This window comes from Halobacillus sp. KGW1 (genome assembly GCF_001592845.1).
Lineage (GTDB): Bacteria > Bacillota > Bacilli > Bacillales > Halobacillaceae > Halobacillus.
Genome location: NZ_LSOC01000006.1, coordinates 64,046 through 89,929, shown reverse-complemented (window position 1 = coordinate 89,929; position 25,884 = coordinate 64,046). Strand labels below are relative to the sequence as shown.

Annotated in this window: 24 protein-coding genes and 4 tRNA genes; 20 read left to right on the top strand and 8 right to left on the bottom strand. The window is 46.5% G+C overall.

Going from position 1 to position 25,884, the window contains the following annotated elements; translation table 11 throughout:
- Window positions 1-3 precede the first annotated feature (3 nt).
- The 5 genes from AXG56_RS18450 to rocF all read left to right on the top strand — a co-directional run bounded on the left by AXG56_RS18450 (window position 4) and on the right by rocF (window position 1,513).
- A tRNA-Gln gene (locus AXG56_RS18450) sits at window positions 4-78 on the top strand.
- A gap of 66 nt (window positions 79-144) precedes the next feature.
- Window positions 145-217, top strand: a tRNA-Lys gene (locus AXG56_RS18445).
- A gap of 9 nt (window positions 218-226) precedes the next feature.
- Window positions 227-301 (top strand) — tRNA-Gly (locus tag AXG56_RS18440).
- 7 nt (window positions 302-308) lie between these two features.
- Window positions 309-384, top strand: a tRNA-Ala gene (locus AXG56_RS18435).
- A 226-nt stretch (window positions 385-610) separates the two neighbouring features.
- Complete coding sequence (gene rocF, locus AXG56_RS18430; protein ID WP_008635808.1) at window positions 611-1,513, top strand: arginase; 903 nt, start codon at window positions 611-613, stop codon at window positions 1,511-1,513.
- A gap of 12 nt (window positions 1,514-1,525) precedes the next feature.
- On the opposite strand, the gene AXG56_RS18425 is transcribed toward rocF, so the two are convergent.
- Entirely contained in the window at window positions 1,526-1,723 is a 198-nt protein-coding gene (locus AXG56_RS18425) for an aspartyl-phosphate phosphatase Spo0E family protein (RefSeq protein WP_008635809.1), read from the bottom strand.
- A 156-nt stretch (window positions 1,724-1,879) separates the two neighbouring features.
- Between AXG56_RS18425 and sigW the strand changes: the two genes are divergently transcribed.
- The 6 genes from sigW (at window position 1,880) to glmS (ending at window position 8,760) form a co-directional block, all read left to right on the top strand.
- On the top strand, window positions 1,880-2,443 hold the full coding sequence (gene sigW, locus AXG56_RS18420) for an RNA polymerase sigma factor SigW (protein WP_008635810.1): 564 nt from the start codon (window positions 1,880-1,882) through the stop codon (window positions 2,441-2,443).
- A 15-nt stretch (window positions 2,444-2,458) separates the two neighbouring features.
- Window positions 2,459-3,118, top strand: coding sequence for an anti-sigma factor (locus AXG56_RS18415; RefSeq protein ID WP_062515798.1), 660 nt, complete (start codon window positions 2,459-2,461; stop codon window positions 3,116-3,118).
- A 149-nt stretch (window positions 3,119-3,267) separates the two neighbouring features.
- Entirely contained in the window at window positions 3,268-4,080 is an 813-nt protein-coding gene (gene cdaA / locus AXG56_RS18410) for a diadenylate cyclase CdaA (RefSeq protein WP_008635812.1), read from the top strand.
- Window positions 4,073-5,047 carry a YbbR-like domain-containing protein gene (locus tag AXG56_RS18405; protein WP_008635813.1) on the top strand — a complete coding sequence of 325 codons (975 nt, stop codon included), beginning with the start codon at window positions 4,073-4,075 and terminating at the stop codon, window positions 5,045-5,047. Before cdaA ends, AXG56_RS18405 begins: the two co-directional genes overlap by 8 nt.
- Before the next feature lie 78 nt (window positions 5,048-5,125).
- On the top strand, window positions 5,126-6,475 hold the full coding sequence (gene glmM / locus AXG56_RS18400) for a phosphoglucosamine mutase (RefSeq protein WP_062515797.1): 1,350 nt from the start codon (window positions 5,126-5,128) through the stop codon (window positions 6,473-6,475).
- A gap of 482 nt (window positions 6,476-6,957) precedes the next feature.
- Window positions 6,958-8,760, top strand: a complete 1,803-nt coding sequence (gene glmS, locus AXG56_RS18395; protein WP_008635816.1) for a glutamine--fructose-6-phosphate transaminase (isomerizing) — start codon at window positions 6,958-6,960, stop codon at window positions 8,758-8,760.
- Window positions 8,761-8,799: 39 nt separating this feature from the next.
- Here the strand turns inward: glmS and AXG56_RS18390 are convergent, their stop codons facing one another.
- The gene (locus AXG56_RS18390; RefSeq protein ID WP_008635818.1) at window positions 8,800-9,954 is read right to left on the bottom strand and encodes an FtsW/RodA/SpoVE family cell cycle protein; all 1,155 of its coding nucleotides are present in this window, start codon (window positions 9,952-9,954) and stop codon (window positions 8,800-8,802) included.
- 188 nt (window positions 9,955-10,142) lie between these two features.
- Entirely contained in the window at window positions 10,143-10,433 is a 291-nt protein-coding gene (locus AXG56_RS19255; protein ID WP_026578843.1) for a phospholipase A2 family enzyme, read from the bottom strand.
- A 186-nt stretch (window positions 10,434-10,619) separates the two neighbouring features.
- On the opposite strand from AXG56_RS19255, the gene trxB reads away from it, so the two are divergent.
- Together trxB and AXG56_RS19250 are read left to right on the top strand one after the other, a co-directional pair.
- On the top strand, window positions 10,620-11,603 hold the full coding sequence (gene trxB / locus AXG56_RS18380) for a thioredoxin-disulfide reductase (RefSeq protein ID WP_062515800.1): 984 nt from the start codon (window positions 10,620-10,622) through the stop codon (window positions 11,601-11,603).
- Between the two features lie 47 nt (window positions 11,604-11,650).
- Window positions 11,651-12,451 (top strand): helix-turn-helix transcriptional regulator, encoded by an 801-nt coding sequence (locus AXG56_RS19250; protein ID WP_062515795.1) that lies wholly within the window; start codon window positions 11,651-11,653, stop codon window positions 12,449-12,451.
- Here the strand turns inward: AXG56_RS19250 and AXG56_RS18370 are convergent.
- The 3 genes from AXG56_RS18370 to AXG56_RS18360 all read right to left on the bottom strand — a co-directional run bounded on the left by AXG56_RS18370 (window position 12,389) and on the right by AXG56_RS18360 (window position 16,046).
- Window positions 12,389-13,624: an MFS transporter gene (locus tag AXG56_RS18370; RefSeq protein ID WP_062515794.1), complete on the bottom strand. Its 1,236-nt coding sequence runs from the start codon at window positions 13,622-13,624 to the stop codon at window positions 12,389-12,391. The genes AXG56_RS19250 and AXG56_RS18370 overlap by 63 nt on opposite strands.
- Before the next feature lie 124 nt (window positions 13,625-13,748).
- Window positions 13,749-15,332 carry a sodium:solute symporter family protein gene (locus AXG56_RS18365; protein WP_369815279.1) on the bottom strand — a complete coding sequence of 528 codons (1,584 nt, stop codon included), beginning with the start codon at window positions 15,330-15,332 and terminating at the stop codon, window positions 13,749-13,751.
- Between the two features lie 159 nt (window positions 15,333-15,491).
- Complete coding sequence (locus AXG56_RS18360; protein WP_008635826.1) at window positions 15,492-16,046, bottom strand: GbsR/MarR family transcriptional regulator; 555 nt, start codon at window positions 16,044-16,046, stop codon at window positions 15,492-15,494.
- 479 nt (window positions 16,047-16,525) lie between these two features.
- On the opposite strand from AXG56_RS18360, the gene cydD reads away from it, so the two are divergent.
- Window positions 16,526-18,250, top strand: coding sequence for a thiol reductant ABC exporter subunit CydD (cydD, locus tag AXG56_RS18355; protein WP_026578847.1), 1,725 nt, complete (start codon window positions 16,526-16,528; stop codon window positions 18,248-18,250).
- Window positions 18,250-19,956, top strand: a complete 1,707-nt coding sequence (gene cydC / locus AXG56_RS18350) for a thiol reductant ABC exporter subunit CydC (protein WP_062515793.1) — start codon at window positions 18,250-18,252, stop codon at window positions 19,954-19,956. Before cydD ends, cydC begins: the two co-directional genes overlap by 1 nt.
- Window positions 19,957-20,032: 76 nt before the next feature.
- Here cydC and AXG56_RS18345 read toward each other — a convergent pair whose 3' ends face one another.
- On the bottom strand, window positions 20,033-20,374 hold the full coding sequence (locus tag AXG56_RS18345) for a hypothetical protein (RefSeq protein WP_153017450.1): 342 nt from the start codon (window positions 20,372-20,374) through the stop codon (window positions 20,033-20,035).
- Window positions 20,375-20,503: 129 nt separating this feature from the next.
- Between AXG56_RS18345 and AXG56_RS18340 the strand changes: the two genes are divergently transcribed.
- From AXG56_RS18340 to AXG56_RS18325, 4 genes are all read left to right on the top strand, one after another.
- Window positions 20,504-21,460, top strand: a complete 957-nt coding sequence (locus AXG56_RS18340) for an MBL fold metallo-hydrolase (RefSeq protein WP_062515791.1) — start codon at window positions 20,504-20,506, stop codon at window positions 21,458-21,460.
- 138 nt (window positions 21,461-21,598) lie between these two features.
- Window positions 21,599-23,311, top strand: a complete 1,713-nt coding sequence (locus AXG56_RS18335) for a hypothetical protein (protein ID WP_008634935.1) — start codon at window positions 21,599-21,601, stop codon at window positions 23,309-23,311.
- Between the two features lie 80 nt (window positions 23,312-23,391).
- A complete protein-coding gene (locus tag AXG56_RS18330; RefSeq protein WP_008634933.1) occupies window positions 23,392-23,769 on the top strand; it encodes a carbonic anhydrase in 378 nt (125 codons plus the stop codon).
- A 118-nt stretch (window positions 23,770-23,887) separates the two neighbouring features.
- A complete protein-coding gene (locus AXG56_RS18325; RefSeq protein WP_062515790.1) occupies window positions 23,888-25,009 on the top strand; it encodes an FAD-binding oxidoreductase in 1,122 nt (373 codons plus the stop codon).
- A 38-nt stretch (window positions 25,010-25,047) separates the two neighbouring features.
- On the opposite strand, the gene AXG56_RS18320 is transcribed toward AXG56_RS18325, so the two are convergent.
- Window positions 25,048-25,467: a VOC family protein gene (locus tag AXG56_RS18320; RefSeq protein WP_008634926.1), complete on the bottom strand. Its 420-nt coding sequence runs from the start codon at window positions 25,465-25,467 to the stop codon at window positions 25,048-25,050.
- 142 nt (window positions 25,468-25,609) lie between these two features.
- On the opposite strand from AXG56_RS18320, the gene AXG56_RS18315 reads away from it, so the two are divergent.
- The gene (locus AXG56_RS18315) at window positions 25,610-25,828 is read left to right on the top strand and encodes a hypothetical protein (protein WP_008634923.1); all 219 of its coding nucleotides are present in this window, start codon (window positions 25,610-25,612) and stop codon (window positions 25,826-25,828) included.
- The last annotated feature ends 56 nt before the right edge of the window (window positions 25,829-25,884 follow it).

Sequence of the window (25,884 nt, the reverse complement as noted above, 5' to 3'; positions counted from 1 at the left end):
CATTGGGCCATAGCCAAGCGGTAAGGCAACGGTTTTTGGTACCGTCATGCGCTGGTTCGAATCCAGCTGGCCCAGCCATTTTCAATTAGTGTCTTTCGTATAGTAAGATCCTCTACTAATTGTAAGCACACATTTTGACATCATGAGCCATTAGCTCAGCTGGTAGAGCATCTGACTTTTAATCAGAGGGTCGAAGGTTCGAATCCTTCATGGCTCATTCTTATTTGCGGGAGTAGTTCAGTGGTAGAACACCACCTTGCCAAGGTGGGGGTCGCGGGTTCGAATCCCGTCTCCCGCTCCATATTAAAGGGGCCTTAGCTCAGCTGGGAGAGCGCCTGCTTTGCACGCAGGAGGTCAGCGGTTCGATCCCGCTAGGCTCCACCATTTAAATAATAAACTAACGTGATATTTCATACATAACCTGACAGGTGATTGTCAGGTTTTTTTGTGTGGAGAAACGGGATACCTCTTTTCTTGGATAGACTTGTAAACATGCAGAAGGAACCCCTGATTACCCGGTATATGCGTATATATATACATAATGATGTCTGGTTGAGTCATTGCTGTAAAAACGGATACAATTGGTATAGAGTATAAAGGAGGAGCTTTGATGAATAAACAACTTTCAGTTATTGGTGTTCCGATGGATCTTGGTCAAATGCGCAGAGGTGTGGATATGGGACCCAGCGCCATCCGATACGCAGGAATGATTGAACGGCTGGAGAAATTAAACTACGATATTAAAGATCTCGGGGACATCGAGATTCCTCGTCCGACATATAAACAAGAAGTAAAACAGGATAACTTGAGAAACTTGGATGAAATTACAGAAGGAAGTAAGCGTTTGGCTTCGGAAGTAGATGAGGTAATTAAAGGGGAGCGCTTCCCACTCGTGCTGGGTGGCGATCATAGTATAGCGATGGGCACACTGGCGGGCGTGGCAAAGCATTATGAGAACCTTGGTGTCATCTGGTACGATGCACACGGTGACCTTAATACAGCGGATAGTTCCCCATCCGGAAATATTCACGGTATGCCGCTGGCAGTGAGTCTTGGTATCGGTCATGAAAAGCTGACAGGTATCCACGGGTATGAGCCTAAGATCAAGCCGGAAAACATCGTTATCATCGGAGCTCGTTCCCTTGATGAAGGAGAGCGTGTATTAATTAAAGAAAAAGGAATCAAGGTGTACACGATGCACGAAGTGGATCGAATGGGCATGACAAAAGTGATGGAAGAAACAATAGAATACCTGCAGGATCGTACGGATGGTGTCCATTTGAGTTTGGATTTGGATGGATTGGACCCAAATGATGCACCAGGTGTAGGTACTCCGGTTATCGGTGGGTTGAGCTACAGGGAGAGCCACTTAGCTATGGAAATGCTGCATCAATCGAGTATGATTACGTCTGCAGAGTTTGTGGAGGTCAACCCAATTTTAGATGAAAAAAATAAAACCGCTAGCGTAGCGGTAGGGTTGATGGGATCTCTATTTGGTGAAAGCTTAAAGTAACATACATTATCCTTAACAGTAGCTGGCCTTCTTTAAGGCTGGCTGCTGTTTTTTATTATGGAGCAGTTCATACTCGTTAAGTAGATGATCGAGCTGCACGCTGACACGCACAACCTCTGGAGAGCTTAATTGATGGGAACGGGCAAGGCGTGTCATTTCCAGGCGGCAGGCTTCAATTTCCTCTGTCAGAGCGGTCAAACGCTTTATCATTATTTGTCCTCCTAAATTTTTTACATTTACAGCTTTATAACCGATAGTAAAAAAAGTTAAACTTATATTAGACAAAAAAATGTATTTTTTTTTGAAACTTTAGGGCGAGGTCATCCGTAAAGGGTATCGACCGCAGATGCAGCGGAGGTATAGTAGATGGAAACCATGATCAAACAGAAAATAAAACAGGTGAAAAAGGGCGATCAGGCAGCTTTTGAAGATATCGTATCTTTTTACCAGAACAAAGTGTATCACATATGTCTCAGGATGATAGGGAATTCTTATGAAGCGGAAGATTTGGCACAGGAAGCATTCATACGTGCTTACACCAATATTCATAAATTTGATGAGAACCGTAAATTTTCGACATGGCTCTATCGAATTGCTACGAACTTATCCATTGACCGCATCCGTAAGAAAAAACCCGATTACCATCTCGATGCCGAAGTGAGGGGAACGGATGGACTGGATATGTACTCCCAGCTTGCCGCTGATCAGGCGCTGCCTGAAGAAGAGGTGGAGACTATGGAGCTTCAATCCTACATCCACAAAGAAATACTTGCACTGCCTCCGAAGTATAGAAGTGTCATTGTCCTGCGTTATCTTGATGAGATGGCGCTCCAGGAAATTGCAGAAGTATTGGATATTCCTGTAGGAACAGTGAAGACAAGGGTCCATCGGGGTAGAGAAGCGTTACGTAAGAAGCTTCGACATGTGTGAAGGAGTTGAGAGGGAATGAGTTGTAATAAAGAAGCAGTGCTACTCATGCATCAGTATCTGGATGGAGAATTAAATAAAGAAGATGAACGACGACTGAGAGACCATCTGCAGGGCTGCGAAGCTTGTCAGCATCACTTTCATGAATTGAAGAAGACAACGACGTTGATACAGAACAGTACACTGGTTTCTGCTCCTCCAAGGTTTACTGCGAATGTCATGGCGAACCTTCCAAAAGAGAAGAAGCGGAAAGGATACTTGCGGAAACTTCAGCAGCATCCTATTTTAACGGCTGCTGCCGTGTTTTTCCTTCTGATGTTCAGCGGGATCTTTACGGCATGGAATCAGGATCAGCAAGTAACCGTGTCCAAGCAGGAGAACTTGGAGATTCGTGATCAAACCGTGATCGTACCAGAAGGAGTAACCGTAGACGGGGACCTCGTTGTGCGAAATGGAGATCTGCAGATAGATGGAAAGATTAACGGTGATGTAACAATCATCAATGGAGACATTCTCGAGGGAAATCCGAAAGGGAAAGTTGATTCCGGGTTGGATTCCAATAATCTGCGTGCGTACTCTGGAGAACTCACAGAAGTCAATCAGGTGTATGAGTGGGTTTGGTACCACACGAAAGAAACGGTGGAAGATATTTTCTCATTTAATTCTGATGAGCAGTGAGACAGCATGACACCAGTCATGCTGTTTTTTATAGGTGTGGAAAAGTCGCTGGTCACGACGGGATTATATATTAGCAAAAAGTTATGTGATATAATGGGAACCGTGAAAAAATTTAAAAAGCTTTATCTTATATAAAAGGAAGTGTAGGCATGCTTGATGGGGGATTAGATGTGTTAGATTACCTTCTGATTACTGTTGATATCGCCCTTGTCTGGTTTGTTGTATATAAATTAATCATGCTGATTCAGGGGACGAAGGCTGTTCAGTTGTTGAAAGGGATCTTCGTTGTCCTTGGAATCTGGTTGCTGAGTAATTTATTTGGGCTTACCACGTTAAGATGGTTGATGTCGCAGGCAATTACATGGGGATTCCTGGCTATAATCATACTGTTCCAGCCGGAATTGAGAAGAGCATTGGAGCAGCTCGGCCGCGGCAGTTTCTTCAGTCGGAATAATTCAGAAGAAGAAGACGCGGAGAAGACGCTGCAGGCGATTATCAAGTCATGTAATTACATGGCAAAACGTAGAATTGGTGCCTTGATTACTATTGAAAGAGACACGGGGATGAACGATTATGTGGAGACAGGTATTCGTGTCGGCGGCCACTTGTCGAGCGAGTTGTTAACCAACATATTTATTCCTAACACTCCGCTTCATGACGGAGCGGTCATACTTAAAAGCAATGAGATCGTTGCCGCTGCCTGTTATCTTCCATTGTCGGAGAGTCCATTCATCTCCAAAGAGCTTGGAACGAGACACCGCGCGGCGATGGGAATCTCTGAAGTGACCGATGCACTTACAATCGTCGTATCGGAAGAAACAGGGGCTATATCCTGCACCAAAAACGGTGAACTGCACCGTGACCTCGATCAGGTCAAACTGGAAGAGATATTACGAACAGAATTGGATCATTCATCCCCCGCGGTGAAAAGCTGGAACTGGAGGGGGAAAAAGAATGGATAATTGGCTGAAAAGTGTCTGGTTTATCCGGATTATTTCGTTGATTCTGGCCGTGCTGCTTTGGGTGACAGTCAATGTCGAAAGTAACATGGATTCTGATTCTCTTTTCTTTAATCAGACATCGTCGGATATGAAAGTGATGGATGACGTACCACTGGAGATCCGGTTTGATAGTGAAGAGTATGTAGTCAGCGGCCTGCCTCAGGAAGTCTCTGTTAGGGTGGAAGGTCCTGCAGGAGCAGTTGCTCCCGTCGAAAGACAGAGGAACTTCACTGTCTTTGCAGATTTAAACGGTCTTGGTCCAGGTACGCATGAAGTTTCTCTTCAACATTCCGGTATTTCAAATCAGTTGGCTGTAACGCTGGATCCGAAGATGATAGAAGTGACCATTGAAGAGAAGGCTACCGAAGATTATGAGGTCAATGTCGATTACATTAATGAACGTGAGATGAACCCGGGCTTGGAAATTGGAGAAGCGGAAGTCGATCCTGCTGCTGTCTCCATTACCGGTGCCTCTTCCGTCATGGAAAGAGTCGCTTCCGTTAAAGCAATTATAGACGTGGGAGACGCTTCTGAGACTATTGAAAATCAGGAAGCTCCTGTTAAAGTGTATGACAACCAAGGAAATGAATTGAATGTCCTTGTCGAACCGACGACAGTTAATGTGACCGTGCCGATTGCAAAACGACAGAAAGAGGTCGGTGTGAATGTCGTTCCAGAGGGCGAAGCGCCGGATGGTGTCGTAGTTAATTCTGTTACGACAGAGACAGAGACCGTTACCGTTTCCGGTTCAAAAGAGGCGTTGGACAGCATGGAAGAACTGCCGGACATTCCAGTGGATGTGTCTGATATTACAGAGGACGATACTGTTGAAGTAGAAATCCCGGTACCTGAAGGGGTGACAGAGGTCAGCCCCGGGAATCTGGAAGTTCAGGTGGATGTGGATACTTCAACAGACTCGGGCGACTGAAGCTCTGAAAGCATGAGTAAAAGAAAAATAATTCGTAGAAAATAAAGAATTGGTAAGAATAGAAAGAGGGGTCTTGAAATGGGTAAATATTTTGGTACGGACGGCGTCCGCGGCGTCGCCAACAAAGAGTTGACGCCTGAGCTGGCGTTTAAATTGGGGCGTTACGGTGGATATGTAGTGACGAAAGGTGCGGAAAGGCCGAAAGTGTTGATCGGCCGTGATACAAGGATTTCAGGAGAAATGCTGGAAGGGGCGCTTGCGGCAGGTTTACTCTCCATTGGAGCGGAAGTCATGCGTCTCGGTGTCATTTCTACACCAGGTGTCGCTTACTTGACGAGGGCACTTCAAGCGGAAGCAGGGATCATGATTTCTGCTTCTCACAACCCTGTACAGGATAACGGAATCAAGTTCTTCGGTCCGGACGGCTTCAAGCTGACGGATGACCAGGAGAAAGAAATTGAAGCATTGATAGATGCGGAAGAGGACAACCTCCCACGTCCTTCTGGTGCGGACCTTGGACAAATCAATGATTACTTTGAAGGTGGACAGAAATATCTGCAGCATTTGAAACAGACGGTGGACTATGATTTTGATGGTCTTCACATTGCGCTGGATTGCGCTCACGGAGCTACGTCTTCGCTTGCGTCCCACTTGTTCGCGGACTTGGAAGCAGACATCACTTCCATCGGTTCGTCCCCGGACGGTCTGAACATTAACGAAGGTGTCGGATCGACTCATCCGGAACTGCTTCAGGACCTGGTCAAAGAAAAGAAAGCGGATGTAGGACTGGCTTTCGATGGAGACGGTGACCGTTTGATTGCAGTCGATGAGAAAGGGAATATCGTAGATGGCGACCGTATCATGTACATATGTGCTAAACATATGAATGGAAATGGAACGCTTAACCATTCCACTGTCGTATCCACGGTCATGAGTAACCTTGGTTTCTACAAAGCTGTAGAAGCAAATGGTATGAAGAGTGACAAGACGGCAGTAGGCGACCGTTATGTCATGGAGGAGATGCGTCGCGGCGGCTATAACCTTGGAGGTGAACAATCCGGTCATATCATCTTCCTTGATCATATAACTACCGGTGACGGAATGCTTTCTGCACTTCAATTGGTCAACGTTATGAAAGAAACAGGCAAGCCTCTTTCTGAGCTTGCTGGTGAAATGGAACAGTTCCCGCAAGTATTGAAAAACGTACGAGTTATCGACAAGAACCGTGTTCAGACCCATCCGCGTATTCAAGACGCTATTCAAGCTGTAGAAGAAGAGATGGGCGACAGCGGCCGCGTACTTGTAAGGCCTTCAGGTACGGAACCACTTGTCCGGATCATGGTTGAGGCACCGACGGAAGAACAATGTGAAACATATGTAGACAGAGTAGTCCAAGTCGTTCAAGAAGAACTTGGAATGGAAGAGTAAGATGAATGATGCGCAGGTTTCACAATGGTGGAGCCTGCGCATATGTTATTACAGAGAACTTACATTTCTGTAACGGTCTAATAATTATATTGACCAATTGATGTTCTCTCAGGTAAAATGAACGAAGTCCTTGAATTTTGAAAAAAAGTAGGGAAATACCCAATTCCTGGACGTCCGAATTTAGAGATAGATAAGGAGGATTGTCAGGTTGAGAATCACAATAAAGCGCCAGGACTGTGTAGGACGAACGAAGCAAACACAGTTGACGAGGTGGAGGTTCATCGATGTTTCGGCGGATGCCTCCCGGTTGCGTACTTCGACCGTCTGTTTCCGTGTAAACCGTAGAGGTGACTCTTCGAACAACACATGGGAACCAAGTACATCATAAAAAAACAATGATCGGGAGAGGGGCAGCGAATCGCCCCTTGGATTATAGACGGCATATTCGTTGCCCTTCTTCTTTTTATAGGAGGATAACAATTATGTGTGGAATTGTAGGATATATTGGACAAGAAGATACGAAGGAAATTCTTTTGACTGGTCTTGAGAAGCTTGAGTACCGCGGATATGACTCTGCTGGTATCGCTACTTTAAATAATGATGGTGTGGAAGTGACGAAGGTGAAAGGCCGTATCGCTGCGTTGAGAGAAGCAGTCGACGGAGATGTGAAGGCGACAATGGGGATCGGGCATACGCGTTGGGCGACACACGGTGCGCCAAGCGTAGAGAACGCACACCCTCACCAAAGTACTTCCGGCCGTTTTACTATTGTACACAACGGTGTCATCGAGAACTATGTGGAAGTCCGCGATGAATACTTGACGGATGTTGAGTTGAAGAGTGAGACCGATACTGAAATCATCGTACAATTGATCGAAGTGCTGTATAACGACATGAAAGACGTAGCAGCTGCTTTCCGTAAAGCGGTTGAACTGCTCACAGGTTCTTATGCAGTAGCGATGATCGATCGTGAGAATGAAGATACCATTTACGTAGCGAAGAACAAGAGCCCGCTTCTAGTCGGTCTTGGTGAAGGCTTCAATGTCGTAGCCAGTGACTCCATGGCTGCTTTGCATGTGACGAATGAATTCATGGAATTGATGGATAAAGAAACAGTTATTCTTCACCGCGGCGGTGTAGAAATCCAGAAGCTTGACGGCTCTACTGTTTCCCGTGAATCATTTACAGCAGAATTGGATGCTACAGACATCGAAAAAGGTACTTATCCTCACTTCATGTTGAAAGAGATCGATGAGCAGCCTTTCGTAATCCGTAAAATCATCCAGGAATACCAGAACGAAAATGATGAAATCAAATTGGATCCGGAAATCCGCGGGGCAATGAAAGCGTGTGACCGCATTTATATCATTGCTGCGGGTACCAGCTATCATGCCGGTCTCCTTGGAAAAGAATTCATCGAGAAATTGGCCAACATTCCGGTAGAGGTACATGTAGCGAGTGAATTCTCCTATAACATGCCGCTTCTATCAGAAAAACCGTTGTTCATTTTCATTTCTCAATCTGGAGAAACAGCAGACAGTCGTTCTGTCCTTGTCCAAACGAAGAAACTTGGTCATCCGGCGTTGACGGTTACAAACGTCCCTGGATCCACCCTTTCCCGTGAAGCGGATTATACCCTGCACTTACATGCAGGTCCTGAGATTGCCGTTGCATCAACGAAAGCATATACGGCACAAATGGCTGTCCTTGCTATCCTTGCCGTGGATACTGCCCGTGCGAAAGGATTGAAGCTTGATTTCGATCCGATGCAGGAGCTTGGTATCGTAGCTAACACAATGGAGGCATTGACAGAGCAGAAAGAGAAGATGGAAGAATTAGCTCGTGATTACCTTGCGACAACGCGTAACTGTTTCTTCATCGGCCGTGGTTTGGATTACCACGTAGGCTTGGAAGGGTCCTTGAAATTGAAAGAGATTTCTTACATCCAGGCGGAAGGTTTTGCAGGTGGAGAGTTGAAGCACGGTACCATTGCTTTAATTGAAGAAGGTACACCGGTTATCGCTTTGGCTACCCAGGAGAACGTGAACCTTTCCATCCGTGGTAACGTTCAGGAAGTAGAAGCACGTGGGGCTAACAGCATGATTATCAGTATGAAGGGCTTGGATAAATCCGGCGATGCATTCGTCATCCCGCATGTCCACGAATTACTGACACCACTTGTGTCTGTAATCCCGATGCAGCTGATTTCTTACTATGCTGCTTTACACCGTGATTGTGACGTTGATAAACCGCGTAACCTTGCGAAGAGTGTAACAGTAGAATAAAACAAAAAGCTTCGGAAGCATTTGCTTCCGAAGCTTTTTTTAATCTCCAAACATATAGGTTCGATGGTGGTACGATATGGAAAATGCAACACCTAGCGCAATCAGATTCCCAAGCAGGGCACTACCTCCATAACTGATGAATGGAAGCGGGATACCCGTAATCGGCAGGAGCTGCACGCTCATTCCGATGTTTTGGAATACGTGAAAGGCAATCATAGCAATGATACCGACCATGACGTAGGAACTATAGTTGCTGTTGGCGCGGAACGCAATCGTCGTGAATCTGTAGATCAGGAAAAAGAACAGAATGATGACGATACAAGAACCGAGAAAACCGTATTCTTCTGCAATAATACTGAAAATGAAATCCGTCTGTGATTCCGGCAGATATACTTCCCGTTCTCCAAATCCCTTTCCATACAACTGACCGGAACCGATTGCCCTCATCGCTTTGACGAGCTGGTAACCGGTTGAATCTTCGTATTTCGTAGGTTGGAACCAGGAATAAATCCTTCCCAACTGGTATGATTTTACTCCTAAGTATTTGTCCAAGATCTGTGGTGCCTGCAGAGCGAGCCAGATCAACGTCGTTCCCAGTGCAGCAATGGATCCGAAAATAGGAAGAATGATTTTCCATTGAATGCCGGAAATAAGAATAAATCCGGACAAGATGGCGATGAACACAAGGCCTGTCCCTAAATCGGGCTGCTGCATGATCAACAGTAATGGAAGACCTGTCGTCGCAACGAGCTTCAGCAGGAGAATACCATCACTTTTTAATGTAGATACACGGTGTATTTGGTTGTGGTTGACGGCGACTCTGCCGAGGGCAAGAATCGTAAAGATCTTCATCAGCTCGGCCGGCTGCATCGATCCTAAACCAGGAAGAACAAACCAGCTTTTTTGTCCTTTGATCACGGGTGCGATTGATGGAGGAGCAATAACGAGAAGAAACAGCAGGAGCACGCCGAATGCGTATAAATACCAGCTGATGTTCTTGAAATCCTCCGGGTCAGCGAGGAGCATGAAGCCGATAACGACAGCTCCCAGTCCATACCACAGCAATTGTTTAAGGACAAAGTTTTCATTATATTGTCCACTTTGCTGGGCGCTGTATAAGGCGACGATACTGACAACGACAAAACAACAAGCAATAAAGAAGAGCTGCCAATCAAACCTTTCTTCAAACTTCATATTGAGTTATACATCCTCTCGTGTTGACGAAACCAAATCATTCAAAAATATGCATACTGATTTCTATTATAAGCACTTCTTTCCTTTTTGAAAAGTAGGCTCGTTTCTCCTTCCTCTATTATAATTGATAATTTTGTGAAGAGGAGACGCAATAAAAAAAGACAGGACCACATTTCCGGCTCCTGCCTTTAGAAACAAGTGAATGTCTTCTGAACCTTCATATATTGATACAAGGTATGAGCATGTCTGCCTTCCTGCGTTTCCGGTGTTTGAAGTTTTTTTAGTCGTTTCAGAAATGCACGGTCACAAGCGCAGTAGTCTTTTTTTATCCGGTAGCACTCATCGTGCGCTCTGCAGGCGGCATCGACGGCATTGATGGGCTCTCCCGGTCCGCTGCACCCCGGACCGCAGTACCTGTATCCTGGAAAAACGCAAAACCCCGGCCTTCGAATCCTGCGATCTTTTCTTTTTCTTGGCATGCTTTTCTCCTCCAAGTCTCGGGTCTTCCTTCCCAGTATATGAAAATAGAGGCGGGATGCATGGTCATTCGTCATTGGTATAAACGGTTGACGGAGGGGTCTTTTCCTTTTCAGATGCATACATTAATTCTGATGAGGTTCATATTGGAATCGTGGACAAAAAGGAAAAGAAGAGGGGGAGCATTCATGACGTATCAAGCAATAATATTAGGCACAGGACCTGCAGGGTTGACCGCTGCCGTCTATTTGGCGAGAGCGAACATGAAGCCGCTTGTCATAGAAGGTCCGGAGCCGGGGGGACAGCTTACCATGACAACGGAAGTGGAAAATTTCCCAGGGTTCCCGGATGGAATTATGGGACCTGTTCTCATGGACCATATGAGGAAACAGGCGGAACGGTTCGGCGCAACTTTCCAGAAGGGGTGGGTTACAAATGTGGAAGTGGATCAGAAGCCGTTTAAGCTGCAAGTGAGCGGAATAGGAGAATTGGAGACAGAGGTATTGATTGTGTCCACAGGCGCTTCTGCCAAGCTGCTTGGAATTCCTGGAGAGAAAGAGAACATCGGTCGAGGGGTCAGTACGTGTGCCACGTGTGACGGTTTCTTTTTCAGAGGCAAGAAGGTACTCATTATCGGCGGGGGGGATTCCGCCATGGAAGAGGCCGCTTTTCTTACGAAATTTGCGGATCACGTCCAAGTCGTTCACCGACGGGAAGAACTGCGGGCATCGAAGATTATGCAGACCCGGGCTAAAGAGAATGCAAAAGTAACATGGGCGCTGAATAAGACACCGGTGGAGATGATCTCGGACGGGGCCAAAATTACCGGCATGAAAGTGAAGGATAACGAATCAGGCAAGGAGGAAATGATCGAAGCGGACGGAATATTTGTGGCGATCGGACACCATCCTAACACCGATTTCCTGCATGGAAAATTGGATATGGATGAGAAGGGGTATTTGCTGGTTGAGCCTGGAACGACAAAGACGAATGTTCCGGGAATATTCGCATGCGGTGATGTGCAGGATCAGAAATACCGTCAGGCCATAACGGCGGCAGGAACCGGCTGCATGGCGGCCCTTGATGCCGAACGTTTCCTGGAGGCGGAATTACGAGAAACTTCTTGTAATAGGACGGAGGAACCTTCTCGAACCGGAGACTCTTCCACATAAAGAATGATACAATGATGACAGAATGTGGGAGCGGAGGAGGAGCTGTCATGATTGTAGAGAATGCGCATGGGTTATTTCTTCAAAGGTACGACGGATTGGGAGAAAGAAGTTGGAGGAGAGACGATTGTTATAAGTTTGTCTTCTCTCCATATGGGCAGAGCTGCTACCAGACAGAATCGGGCGACTTGGTCATTGATAAAGAGCAGTTTGTCCTGTTTAATCCAACTATGAAACATAAGCAGTGGAAGGCAGAGGAAGAAAAGTTCCTTGTAGAAATCCGTCCTGAATTTTTGATGGAGACCGCTAGAGAGCTTGGCTACCCATCGGAATCCCCGGAATTCGCCGCTCTTCCTTATCGGCAGGAGCCCGTTCATCAGTGGGTATCATTCGTCCGGTCATTTTTGAAGTCGGAGGGGGGAGATTCCAGCTCCCTGTTTGTGGAAAACAGTATGGTGCAGCTTGCCATCCTCCTGCTTAAGTATGGACTTGGCTCTCACCGACATGACGTAGTTTTAACACAAAGCGTTGATCCGTTAAACCGGGTGATGGATGCACTGAAGGAAGGCTACCGCGAGAACTGGACGCTTGGAGATATAGCGGAAGTCGCTCGTATGGATAAATACCAGCTCTCTCATCTATTTAAGCGGGAGAGCGGGGTCTCTCCTTATTCATGGCTTCAGATGTACCGCTTGTTCAGAAGTCAGCAGGATCTGCTTCATACGAAACGATCCGTCTTAACGATAGCAACGGAACACGGGTTCTCAAGCATTGCGGTTTATAATCAATTATTTAGACGTATTTATCATCAGACGCCGACGCAGTTTCGTAAACGGCACGCCTTTACCTAACCACGAAGCCACACATAAAAAGACGATACAGCAGCCACTTATAATCATAAGTGTCTGAATGGACAGGAAAGTCGAGAGCAGTCCAAAGAAGGCAAGGGAAATGGTATTTGCGGCATACAGTAGAACGGCATTTGTACTGAATGCCCTTCCCATCTTGGACTCCGGCACGTATTTCTGCAGTAAATAGACCCGGGAAAGGCTTGCAACAGGAATACCGATGCCGATAAGGATCGTGCCAATGACAAACTGCTCCGGTTTATAGAAAGCGCCGTAATACAAAATACCGGTTCCCCAAACGGCTGCACCGATTACATAGTGGTGCAGCCCCCATTTCTGAATGAATAGCGGGGCGAGTAGATTGGTTATAATGACGACTGCACCGAATACTCCTTGAATTCCGCTGTACCACAGCTCCCCGTCCGGTCCTGCCTCCATAAGGGCGAGCAGCAATCCCACCTGCCATACCCACGTATTCATAAACACCGTATAAAACGTGAAGAAAAAAAGGCTTCGGATAGTCGGCATTCTTCCCGCCCACTTAAGAAAGGACCCGATAGAAGGTGCGATGGAACGGATCGAGAACTTTGTACTTCGCTTTTCTACCATTATGATCTGCGCAAGGCATAGGACACTCCATACATAGGTCAACGCATCTAAACTGAAGAAGTGGACCACTCCCATGGTTTCAATGATGAGGATCGATAGAAGAGGCGTCCCTATTGTAACGCCTCTAGTCATGGTGTCGTAAAGGCTGTTGGCGGCAGAACGTTCTTCCTCCTTTGTAATCATAGGCAGGACAGCACGGTGTGCCGGATTGAAGAAACAGCCGATTGACTGGAGAAGAAAGCTGATGATAAGAAGGGCGCCGAAGGACAACGCATCTGCATAATGGAGCAGCAGGATGGACGCGACCAAGGGAATACGGAGGAGATCCAGGATGATCAACAGCTTCTTCTTGGGCAGGGCATCCGCTATTGCTCCGCCGATTAATCCGAAAAGTAAATAGGGAGCGGTTTCTGCTGCTGCCATGGCTGTCGTATGGGCCGCGGACCCCGTCAGGTCATGGGCAAGAAACAAAAAGGCCATTGCAGCTAAGCTGTCGCCAAGTCGTGATATGCTTCCGCCTAATAAATAAAAACGCACATTTCTGTTTTTCCATAGTATTCGATACATAACTTCACCTCATCTCCATCATAAGAAAGAGTGGAGTGGGCGTCTGTATGTATATTGGTGGGATATGTTCAATATTTCATCAGGTGATATAAAAAAGCACCCGGAAACCCGGGTGCTTCTGTTGTTACGCGTTATTTTCTTGTCGTTTGTGTTCCGGCAGGATGAGTGACCGCGGAGCACATTTCTTCTTCGTCAATTCAGAGACGATGAAGATCATAAGGAAGGCCGCGATACATGCTGTCGTACGGAATGGGAAGAGGACGATGCCGTCTTCGATCATCGGGTACGGTAGGAATGCCGGGAGACCTAGTGCTGGCTCTCCGCCTCCAAGACGAAGGAAGAGGGAAACCGCAAAACCGGCGATCGATCCGTAAAGGTTGGCATTCTTATAAAACAATGCCATTGTCAGTTGAGGGAACAAGATTGTGTAAACAAGGTCGGAGGCCAGATACCAGAGAGTGTAGACACTCTTTACGTTCAAGGCGATAATCATGGATCCGACACCAACGATGATGATGGTACGCTTAATGACTTTCTTCAGTTTGTCTGAGTCTGCATTTGGGTTGATCAATGGACGATACACGTTCCAGGATGCCATAGAAGAGGCAGATAGGATCGAGGAGTCCATGGATGACATAACAGCAGCTGCAAGTGCACCAAGTCCGATGGCTGATACCAGTTCAGGAGTCAGATATCGAAGAACGTGCGGCAAAATGACAGATGCGTTTTCAGGCGTTGGGATACCCATGGATGCCCAGTCGATATTGACTCCAACGACACCGATCAACACAGCTGGAATGGCAGCGATGATACAGATGACACCTGCTGTGATGGAAAGCCACATAGCTGTCTTCTCACTTTTAGCGGAAAGGACACGCTGGAAATATACCTGCCAGGCAATTCCACCGAATATAAGCAGCAATGCGTAGTCGATCCAGTTCCAGAAGTAATTGCCCCATTCAGGGTCCTGCCAGCCGTTCAGCGGAGGGAACAGGTTGGCGTAACTTCCGAACTCTGTTTTGTAACCGCTCCATGCGGCATCCAGTCCACCTACATGTCCTAATGTGAAAGGCACGACCAGGATAAGACCGATAAGCAGAATAGCCATTTGGAACACGTCTGTATAAGCAACGGCCCACATACCTCCGGCTACAGTATAAGCGATAGCGATGATACCGGAAAGAATGATAGAGGTAGTGAAGTCGATATTCAGAATGGTTCCAAACGTTGTACCAAGTGCTGTCAGGATAGCGGCACTCCAGAACATCTCACCAAGGAGCGCAGGTAGGTACAGAACACCTGCCATTTTCTTACCAAAACGTTGTTCAAGTGGATCGAGGATGGTCATGAATTCATAACGGCGCATCTTACGGGCATAGAAGATACCACCAATGATCAAACTTAGTGCATAGCCCCAAGGCGCCTGGGCCCATACGATTCCGTCGGCATAAGTGGATTCCGCCGTCCCGTTGATGTAACCACCACCGACCCAGGTAGCGGCCATTGTAAACATGGCGACGCCGAGCGGCATGCTGCGGTCAGCGACCATCATGTCTTCGAGAGATCCGGATTTTTTAGTAGCGAAGATAGCACCGATGTAGTAAACGAGGGCATAAAAGGCAATCATGGCGATGAATCCGCCCCATTGGATGTTTTCATTTGTGAAGGCGATGTAGAGGACAAATATACCTAACAGTGTTGCAAGCAAAATAGCCGGTCCGTTCTTAGCCAAGAAGGACTTCGATTGATTTGACGGTTGCAATGATATCACTCCTTGTAGTTTTTTGAATTTTCTGCAAATCACAGCGCGCATACGTCTCCCCTGAAATAACATGTTCTGTTATTTTTGAGAGGCGCATAGAAACAATTATTCTTCAGAATCAATAGGGATGTACTCGAAAATCTCTCCACTTTCTATGGAATCGACTAACTTCAACAGCCATTTATAATAAGGCTTGGATCCTTCCAACTGACGGTGGATCCGCTCTGCTTCAAATCTGGTGTCCTCATCAATATCCGTAGAATTCATGATCATTTCCAGTTCAGCTTGTGCCTTTTTTACGGCATCCATATTGATCTTCGCTTCTCTGATCCATTTTCTTGAGAAGAAATTGGAGAAGAAGTTGAAGAAATCTTTTTCTGCGACAAATGTCTGACGGCGTGTTCCTTTTCGGAATGTCTGCTTGACGATGCTGTAGCTTTGGAGCTTCTTCACTCCTGTGCTCATGCTCGGCTTACTCATTCCGAGTTTCTCACGCATTTCATCGAGGGTCATGTCCTTTTCGAAGTACATCGTTCCATAAAGGGTTCCGGCACTCCGCGTCACGCCATACAAATCCATCGTTTCTGCTATGGAGTCGATGACTAAGGCTTTGGCATTCTCGATGACGTCTCTGGAGTCATCTTCATGATTCTTGGTCATTAAAAACCTCCTCGCCACGCATGCAGTAAAGTTCATTAAATTTTTTCTTTACAAACTTATCTTAACGAATATAATCTGCTTGTCAAAATTTAATCTTTTTTGAATATGTACTGAGCCTTGCTATCCCATAGGTTATGCAAGATTCATTTTTATTTTTCCTTTGACAGCAAATTATAAACATGTTAATGTTGAAAATTTGCAAAAAATTAGCTGATAATGTCGAAAAGAATAGGGAATAGTCGAAAAAAGCATGAAAAATCATAAAAAAAGATAAATACTTCCTGTAGAATGACCTCCCATTCCCCCTTTTATTCGTAAAGGGAAAAGAAAGGTATGACAGTGTTTGGAAAAGGGGACGATGATACAGAATTGTCACAAAATCCGGCGCCTTTTCTTTAGAAACCGTCAAAGATATGAATTATAATGTAGATAATGTGAAGTTTTTCACAAAAATGCATATAAGGAGCTAATGAACAGCTATGAAGCAACTAAGCCGTGTAGCTTTTCGTAATAAAGGTGTGCTATGGGCATTGATTGTAACCTCCTTCCTGATCGGGGCAACCATTATTGGTCAATCCTATTTCTTCGTAGCGATTGTCGACCGGATCTTTCTCGGTAACGAAAGCTTCGGGGAGATTGTGCCGCTTCTTGCGGGCTTATTACTGGTGTTGGCAGGACGCACATTCTTCACATGGTGGAACGGAAGAATTGGAGTGAAAATGGCAGCAGATTCGAAACGATATTTTCGCAGGCAGGTGCTGTCTAAGTTCACCAGGAATCCGCTGCAGTCCGCAATGGAAGGTCAATCCGGGCGTAAAGTAAGTGTCCTTATGGATTCCGTAGATGAAATCGACGGTTATTATAGTAGTTATCTGCCACAAATGATTCAGACGATGATCATTCCTTTTATGATCTTGATTGTTGTATTTGCGGAACATTTATATTCTGGATTGATCATGATCATTACCGCACCGTTTATTCCATTATTTATGGCGATTATCGGCGTGATGACGAAGAAGAAATCGGAAGAACAAATGGAGAAGCTGTCTGCCTTCTCCGGGAAATTCCTCGATACACTGCAGGGTCTTACAACGCTTAAATTGTTTGGACGTTCCAAACAGCAGGTGAAGGAAATTGAAACAAGCAGTCACGGTTTTCGGGATGCCACGATGGAAGTATTGAAGGTGGCGTTTGTATCCTCTTTGATGCTCGAATTTATTTCTATGTTAAGCATTGGACTGATTGCATTGGAAATTGCAATTCGATTGGTCGTTTATGAACAAATATCCTTCTTCTCCAGTTTCTTCATTCTTATACTTGCTCCGGAGTTTTACTTAACATTAAAAGATTTCGGCAGCGCGTTCCATACAGGGAGAGGGAGTGCCGGTGCCGCCAATCAACTGGCTGCGGAACTGGAAAAAGAGGAAGAGGACTTGAACTGGGGAGAAGAAAGGCTGGTCACTGATGCTCCTCCGCTTATAGAGTTCAAAGAGGTCTCTTTTCAATACGGGGAAGGGTTCTCTCTCCAGGACCTTAACTTAAAATTACCGTCAGGAACGCAATTGGCGATCGTGGGAAAGAGTGGCGCAGGAAAGACGACCGCTCTCCATATGTTTGCGGGTCTCGTAAAACCTCAGAAGGGCGAAATTATTGTAAATGGAAAATCATTATTTTCTTATCATGAGGAAGATTGGTTCAGACGTGTCAGTTACATTTCCCAGAATCCGTATCTATTCTCCGGGACAATGGCAGAGAATATCGCAATCGGTGACAACGGTCGTCACTCGATGGAAGAGATCAGGGAAGCGGCGCGTAAGGCCGGTATATCAGATTTAATTGAATCGCTGGATCAAGGGTATGACACTCCTGTTGGAGAGGGAGGACGCGGCCTTTCCGGCGGGGAAAAACAGAGGCTGGCAATCGCACGGGCTTTTCTGAAGAAACCATCGATCATCTTGTTTGATGAACCGACAACCGGCCTTGACCTAAAGACGGAACGGGTTCTTCAGCATTCCATAGCTGCATTGGCAGAGTACTCTACGATCATTACAGTGGCCCACCGTCTGCACACCATCAAAAACGCTGACCAAATTTTATTTCTTGATAAAGGGGAACAGGTTGGCCTCGGGACCCATGAAGCGCTGCTTCAAGAGGTTCCTGAATATAGACGGATGGTGACTGTACAGAAAGGAGACAGCACGTGATGAAAGAATTGAGAGAAGTCATCCACCTGGTCGTCAAGGAAAAGAGAGACATCGTCTTATCTGTTCTTTTCGGATTTCTTGCCGGAATGTCCGCGGTGGGTCTGTTTGCCTCAAGCGGCTATCTAATTTCCCGTGCAGCACTGATTCCACCGTTGTACGCCTTGACTGTCATGATTGCTTTCTTGAAACTGTTCGGCTTCGCCAGAGCGCTTGGCAGATATGCAGAGCGGTATTTTTCACACAGGGCTACGTTTACCATATTGAGTAATATCCGTTTAGCATTCTATAAAAGACTGGAGCCTCATGCACCCCGGATTTTTCGGAGATATCGGAGTGGAGACTTATTAGCCAGAATAGTCGGGGACGTTGAAAGCCTGCAGAACTTCTTTCTGCGCGTTTACTATCCGCCGGTCGTCCTTGTGATTATCTTCCTTGCAACGATCGTATTCACGGCTATTTTCAGCTTGCCTGTGGCGCTTGTTCTGTTGGGGGGGCTTGTTGTCACCGGCCTCTTCATCCCGTCCTGGTATGCAGTAAAGCAGCGGAAGTTAGGGAGCCGTGTGCGAACCGCTCGCGGGGCTCTGTCCACTGAAGCGACAGAATTTCTGTATGGATTCCGGGATTTAAAGATTTATCAGCAATTGGAAGGAAGAGAGAACAGCTTGCGTGAGGCAGCGGGAACGTATATTCATGAACAGGAACGGGACGGAAAAGCGATGCTTGCCAGTCTGTCATGGAACACAGGAGTATCCCTTATCGTCTCCTGGGTTGTGCTAGGCGTCGGGGCATATCTTGTTGCCCGAGGGGATCTCAATGGTCTTTTCCTTGCCATGCTTGTCATGATATCGTTGACGGTTTTTGAAAATGCGACACCAATGGCCGTTCTACCTTCGCATCTGGATGACAGCAAGCGTGCAGCTGAACGACTCTTTACCATCACAGAGGAAGAGAGTGTACCTACTACGTCCGAGTTAAACGTTGAATCAGGTGCTCCAGCCATCGAATTTGAACATGTCGATTACACGTTTCCTAATGAAGAAAGAAAGGCTTTATCCGACGTGTCCCTCTCTATTCCGGCCGGATCCAAGACGGCCATCGTCGGAGCGAGTGGGTCGGGGAAGTCTACATTACTGCAGCTTATGCTTCACTTTCAGCTGCCAGATCAGGGGGGTGTAAAAGTGAACGGCGTGCCGATCGAGCAGGTTAAGGAAGAAAGCGTATGGGCGCGGAGTAATGTGGTTCTACAAGAAAACCACTACTTTTATGGCACAATCGAAGAGAACTTGGCCATTGCAAGGGACGGTTTGACACAGTTGGAGATGAAGCAGGCTTTGAAAGATGTCGGGCTGGATTTTTCTCTTGAACAGGTCGTTCTTGAAAAAGGGGAAAACTTGTCCGGCGGAGAGAAACAGCGTCTTGCAATTGCCAGAGCATTTTTGAAAGGGGAGAAGTGGTGGATGCTTGATGAACCAACCTCTTCCGTTGATGCTTTGACAGAACAATCTATTTATAAGCATCTCTATCAGAAAGCCGAGCGTGATACGGTCATCCTTGTTAGCCATCGTCTGTCCGGCCTGGAGAAGATGGATCAAATCATAGTGATGGACCAGGGTATGGTGATAGAAACAGGGTCTTATGAGACATTAATGAGAAAACGCGGACATTTTTACGAATGGAAGCAGGTAGAGAAGGACATCTTTTTGTAATACCAAAAAACCCCCCTCCGGCTTTGGAAGCGGAGGGGGTTTTATAATGGAGATAAGATTCATAGGACGAGATAGGTCAATAATAGTATGGGTACGGGTAGGAATAATAAGGATACGGTGCGTAATAGGGTATAAGCGCGAGGGTAGCGAGTCCGGCCAATGGAAGCAGGACATTTTGGAAGCGGCGGGCTCTCCAATAGCCGTACTGGCGTTCACCGGTGTTGTCCTGCCCCTCATTCCTATCCACATCTTCACTGACAAGCATCGTCACCTGATCCGGAGTGACGTCGGTGATGATCCCGTTTAACGTTCTTCCGTCCTTCAGTTTGACGTTGACGTGATAGTACTGGTACCTCGTGCATTGTTCATAAGTAGGTTTCATTTGCTCGGGGGAGGACATGTTCTGATTTTGCTTCACTTTCACCAACTCCTCAGAAACCATGATATTCACCTAGTTCGGGAAGTGTGACACGTATTCTGAGAGAAAACGTTACCAATGTGACATGGTTTTTTGTAGAATGGAAGTGATTGGAAGGGAGAGGGGTAAATGAAGAGTCCATGGAAACTTGCAGAAGATACGTATGTCATTGATGGTATGGATATGGGATTGGAAGGTCGCACAGGTACATATGTGCTGACAGGAGAAAACATCGTCTTAGTTGAAACAGGAGCGAGTTTGTCCGTAAAGGAAGTCAAGGCGGGGCTGCAGGAGTTGGATATTTCCCTGGATCGTGTGAAGACCATCATACTTACACATATTCATTTGGACCATGCAGGTGGGGCAGGACTCCTGTTGCAAGACTGCCCGAATGCGGAAGTGATCGTCCATGAGAAAGGGAAACGACACCTAATCGATCCATCCCGATTGATCCAAGGTGCAAAAATGGTCTATGGAACCAAGTTTAATGAGTTGTTCGATCCTATCGTACCAATACCGGAAAATCGTTTGTGTGTAAAAAAAGAAGGAGAAACAATGCCCCTGTCGCCCGAACGGGTGTTGACCTTCTACGATACACCGGGACATGCCAAACATCATCTTGGTATTCACGATTCGCTGACGAACGGAATATTTACCGGCGATACATGCGGGATTCGTTACCATCAAACAGATGATCACGGATTGATCTTTCACTTACCGACAACCTCTCCGAACCAGTTCGACCCAGGAGCGATGGAGCAATCTATAAGAATGTTTCGGGATTTAAATCCAGACAGGCTTTATTTCGGCCATTTCGGGAAGGGAGAAGATCCTGATCAAACGTTTGACCAAGTGCTTGAATGGCTTCCCGTATTTACGAATACTTCCTATGAGATTCTTAGTGATGGAGGAGGAGTACTGGACATTCAAACCTCCTTGATGAATAAAGTTTCATCATTCTTAAAAGAACACGGCATACCTGACGATCATCACATCTATACTATATTGAAATTGGATATGGAAGTATGCGCCATGGGACTGGCTGACTATTGGATGAATACAGGGAAACAAACAGGTTCTTCTTAATGGCGATAATCCGAACGGTCCTTCCAATTCGCAAAAAAGTGGGCGGCCGTTCGGATTTTTCGTACTTGCTTTCATGTGAAAAGTGAAACTTCATGGAGGGATGAAACGTAAATAAATATATAAAAGGGGGAAGTACATATGCTTGGTATGTTACTTGCGTCGGTATTATCATTTATTCTCTATTTCATACTGACGATCATTGCTTATTTCAAAAACAGAATGCGTAGAACGAAGATTATGAAAACAGGCATCGGCCTGTTCGTGTTCGGTATGGTTGTTATGGTCATCGTTGTTTATGTTTTCATGCCTACGATTACGATTCCAAATCTATTAGTACTGAATGCGATTGTCGCCATCGTACTCGTACCTCTTGTCTATGGGGGAGCGAAAATACCGGTTTCTATGCCGGCAGCAACCCGGTCGCTTACCGGAGGGGTCGTTCTCCTCGTTGCTGTGGCCATCCTTGCTGTATTCGTATACAGCATCATCGCTTTGCAGACGTCTCACGATACGATCACGCAGTCCCAAGAGGAAGAAGCGAAGCCGTTGAATGAAGAAAACACGCCGATTTCCGTAGCACCTGAATCGGCGCGGAACAAAGTTCAAAAAGCGATGAGTGTCGTTCCGAACACACAGTTTTATGATCTTGGAAAACTACAGGCTCAACAGGTAGATGGAGAAATCGTTTATATCGCACCTGTCGAATTCTCGAGTTTCTGGAGATACTTCCGAGGAAAAGAAACGGAAGGCTACTTCTCTATCTCAGCGACGAACATCAATGCGCAGCCGGAATTTGTGGAAAGTAAGATGCGGTACACGAACTCCAGCTATTTCCAACACAACGTGCAGCGGGCGGTATATAATAAACACCCGAATTACATTCAGAGTGGAGAAGCGCAAATCGAGGTGGACGATGAAGGGAAACCTTGGTATGTCCAAACCATATACAAACCGTTGTTCTTCTCGAATCGTCCGGATATGGACGAGATTAAAGTAGCAGTTGTCGATCCGGTATCCGGTAATGTGAAAACCTATGACTCGGCAAAAGCGCCGGAATTCATAGAGGGATCTGTCAGCTCGGAGTTAGCGGCATTGGAGAACGAATACTTTGGTAAATACATTAATGGTTGGTTAAACTCAATTTTCGGCAAGAAAGATGTCAAAATCCCGAATGAATCCGGAACAGAAAGCAGCGTCACTCCGATCTTTAACGAGCAGGGAGAAATGTTCTATTTCACCGACATGGCCTCACCGAAAGAAAACATCGACTCCGCGCTTGGTTATACGCTTATTCATGCCAGGACCGGTGAGCTGACTTACTACAATGGTCAAAAAAATCAAGGGATCATGGACAGCAAAGGTGCTATTCAAATTGTAGATAAGCAGTATCCGGAGAAGAAATGGACCGGAACGATGCCGGTGCTCTATAACGTAGACGGAGAACCAACCTGGATCGTCAACGTATTGGATCCGAACGGTTTGTTCAAACAGTATGCGTACATCAAAGCATCTGATTCCGATTTTGCCGTTTTCGGTGATACAGCGAAGCAGACCTTGAATGCATATCGTCTGCAGGTTGCACAGGATCCAAGTAATGTGGAGGGAAGCGAAGCGGTTGATTTGTCAGAAAAGAGCGGTGTCATCAACCGGGTCTTGGTTACCTCCACGGAGTCCCGTCAATCGGTGCAATTCCTTCTAGAAGGCGATACGACGATTTATACCGTTACGACGAGCAAAGCGCCTCTCGCCATATTCCTGAAAGAGGGAGACCAGGTCGAGATGCAGGTGCGTGTTCGTGAGAATGGTACAGGAACCGTAGAAGAGATGCAGATCGAGGGAATTACACAATAAACGGAAGCAGCAGGTTGATCGTACCTGCTGCTTTTTTTATGTGGTAAAATGGGTAACAGATAACTATAGGAGGGATTTGTATGTCAGAATTTGCTACAGCAATAAATTGTATGGATGGAAGAGTTCAACTTCCTGTCATCAAATGGATGCAGGAACAGTATGGTGCTCCGTATATCGACATGATTACAGAAGCTGGACCGACCAAATACCTGTTGGAAGGGACAGAAGACCAGCTGGCTGCCGTTAAAGCCAAGCTTCGCATTTCTGCAGAAAACCACGGTTCCGGAGTACTTGCCATCGTAGGTCACCATGACTGTGCCGGTAACCCTTGCCCTCGTGAAGAGAAGGAAGAACAGATTAAGAAGGCTGTGGATTTGGTTCATTCTTGGGACCTCCAGTTGAAAGTAATCGGCCTCTTCGTCAATGATCAATGGCAGGTAGAAACAGTAACGGAATAAAAGAAATGCTGAAAACCCGGAATCCTCCGGGTTTTTTGTTCGCCTGCATTGGAGCAGGTTCCCATCCTCTTATACAATGGGGTTGGTTTTAATAAAAGAGGAAAAAGGTGTTGGAGGAATGAAAAAATACATTGTTGTAGGCGGCGGGGTCCTTGGTGCCTCGACGGCCTATCATTTAGCAGCGGCCGGTGCAGATGTGAAGATTGTAGATCGGAAGGACCGTGGGCAGGCGACGGATGCTGCGGCCGGGATCGTTTGTCCGTGGCTTGCTCAAAGAAGAAATAAACGATGGTATAAACTTGTTAAGGGCGGTGCCGCCTATTATCCGGAATTGATCCGTCGTCTGGAAGCGGATGGGCAGACAGAAACCGGGTACCGTCGTGTCGGGGCAATCGGTCTGCACACTGACGAAGAAAAACTGCAAAAAACGTTGGATCGAGCATTGAAAAGAAGAGAAGATGCTCCTGAAATGGGGGAAGTTACAATCATTTCCGAGGCAGAGACGAAGCGTCTGTTTCCACCCCTTAAAGAAGGATACAAAGCCGTTCATGTAAGTGGAGCAGCGCGGGTGGACGGGCGTGCTCTGCGTGATGCTCTGCTTGCTTCGGCAGAAAAGCATGGAGCGGAGTGGATCAAAGGTGAGGCACAACTGTCCTATGATGAGCAGCGTGTGGATGGTGTACACGTGAATGGTGATTTCCACGAGGCCGATGCTGTACTCGTTACGGCCGGTGTATGGGCGAAGGACCTGCTCGAACCGCTGGGAATCGACTTTCTCGTGCATCCCCAGAAAGCACAGATTGTTCATTTAAAGCTCAGCGAGGAGAGAACGGAGGACTGGCCTGTGGTCATGCCGCCAAACAATCAATACATGCTTTCTTTCGGAGCTGGGAAATTGGTCGTTGGTGCTACGCATGAAACGAAAGCAGGCTTCGACCCGCGAGTCACTGCAGGGGGGCTTCACTATATCTTCGATAAAGCGCTTGACGTAGCACCCGGCCTTTATGATGGAACCGTAGTGGAGACAAGAGTCGGTTTCCGCCCGTTCACGCCGGACTCTCTGCCTGTATTCGGTGCCCTGCCTTCGCACGAAGGATTGTATGCAGCTAATGGCCTTGGAGCCTCAGGTCTTACCTCAGGTCCTTACCTCGGAGCTGAGCTTGCACGCCTTGTCTTAGGAGAGCAGACAGAGCTGGATCCTGCAGATTTTGATGTCCAAGGTGCAATCGGCGAAAAATAAAAAAAGAAACCCCTGTGCCGTTCGAAACGGCGCGGGGGTTATTTTGTGTCTGGATAATCACAATACTCAATAATGGTACCTTCTGTATCCACCGGGTTTAAGTAGATTAAGCGGCGACCGTGCTTGTTTGTCCGCATCGTCCCATCCAGAGTGCGGATTCCCTGCTGCTCTAATTCCTTCAATGCAGCGTCCAGATCGCCGACATCATAGGCAACATGATGAACGCCTTTTCCCTTTTGTTTAATGAAGCGTGCGATGGGAGAAGTAGTGTTGTTCGTAGGCATTAAAAGCTCTGTGCGCTGCCCGTGAATATCAATGATTGCAATTTCACTCTCCACGCCTTCTGCTTCGTTACGATACCGATCTATGAGCTTTCCCCCAAGGGTTTCTGTATGGAAAGTTATACTGTCCTCGATGTTTCGTACGGCTATACCGATATGATCGAAACGTTTCTCCATGTGTCATTCTCCTTTATGTATGCTGATGATGCTTATTATTCTACCATATTCGAATGACCCGCCTCTTTTACGAGAAGAAAGCACAAACGTACAAGCTGATTAGTTCTATCTACATAGAGTAGGGTATGGGAGGTGAATAGTTATGCCTGCCTGGATCAATCGTAGTTTGAAAATTGTTTCTTCGGCGGTCTTTTATATTGTCGTGACGATAACGCTGCTTGGTGCAGTCTTTCACACATTGGTAACCGGATGGACGATTTGGAAAGCTGTGATGGTCGTCAGCCTGTTCGTTCTTTGGCTGCTTTCTTATATCATTCTCATCCAGAAACTGTATGGGTACTTGTTTGGTAAGCGGCAATAGACGGGCATCATAAGGAAGAGGCACCCTCGTTTAAGGATGGTGCCTCTTCAACACTT